General features: G+C 51.9%; 1 protein-coding gene. It reads right to left on the bottom strand.

Annotated elements, in window-relative coordinates; all coding sequences use genetic code 11:
- On the bottom strand, positions 1–951 hold a 951-nt coding region (locus tag JGK22_RS18240; protein ID WP_293313356.1), incomplete at both ends, for a cadherin-like domain-containing protein.

Here is a 951-nt window from a genome sequence, read left to right as displayed (position 1 = left end):
CGCTATTTGCCTGCGGCTGCTGATTCGTGACATTGATACTTACCGGAGTCTCCGCAGACGTGGATGCCCCGTCACTGATGTTGTAGCTGAATTCCTCCAGGCCGACAAAACCCGGATTCGGAGTATAGCTAAAGGAACCGTCAGCGTTGAAATTGACCTTACCATTTTTGGGTAATGTTACCAGTTTGGCAGTCAACGGATCGCTGTTGGGGTCGCTGTCGTTGCCCAGGACTCCGGGGGCTGGAATATTGAGTGTCTTGTTGTGGGGAGTGTTGTAGCGATCGCTATTTGCCTGAGGCTGCTGATTCGTGACATTGATCTTGACCGGCACCGAAACAGGTGGGTTGATGCCGTCAGTGACGCTGTAGCTGAAGTTGTCTGTACCGATAAAACCTGGATTGGCAGTATAGCTGAAGGAACCGTCAGCCTTGAAATTGACCTTGCCGTTTTGGGGAAGTGACTCCACTGTGGCAGTCAAGGGGTCGCCGTTGGGGTCAATGTCATTAGCCAGGACTCCGGGGGCTGGAACATTCAGTGCCTTGGTGTGGAGAGTTGTATAGTTGTCACTATTTGCTACTGGCGGCTGGTTGGTTAGCAACTTGGTGACGTTGATATTCACCGAAATGGCAGGAGATGCCAATATGCCGTCACTGATGCTGTAGCTAAAAATGTCTGTACCGGCAAAACCCGGATTGGGAGTATAGCTGAAGGAACCATCAGCCTTAAAATCGACCTTGCCATTTTTGGGGCCAGTTGATAAAGTTGCCGTCAGCGGGTCGCCGTCGAGGTCGCTGTCGTTGCCTAAGACACCTGCGATCGCAGAAACGTTGAGGGCAGTATCAAGTGAGGTACTGTAATTGTCTGTTTGTCCAGCAGGTGGCTGGTTGGTGACATTGAAATTGACCGCAACAGCCCCAGACGGCGATACTCCGTCGCTGACGCTGTAGCTGA

Source organism: Microcoleus sp. PH2017_08_TRC_O_A (assembly GCF_020738665.1).
Classification (GTDB): Bacteria; Cyanobacteriota; Cyanobacteriia; order Cyanobacteriales; family Microcoleaceae; genus Microcoleus.
This window is presented reverse-complemented; position numbering and strand designations above follow the sequence as displayed.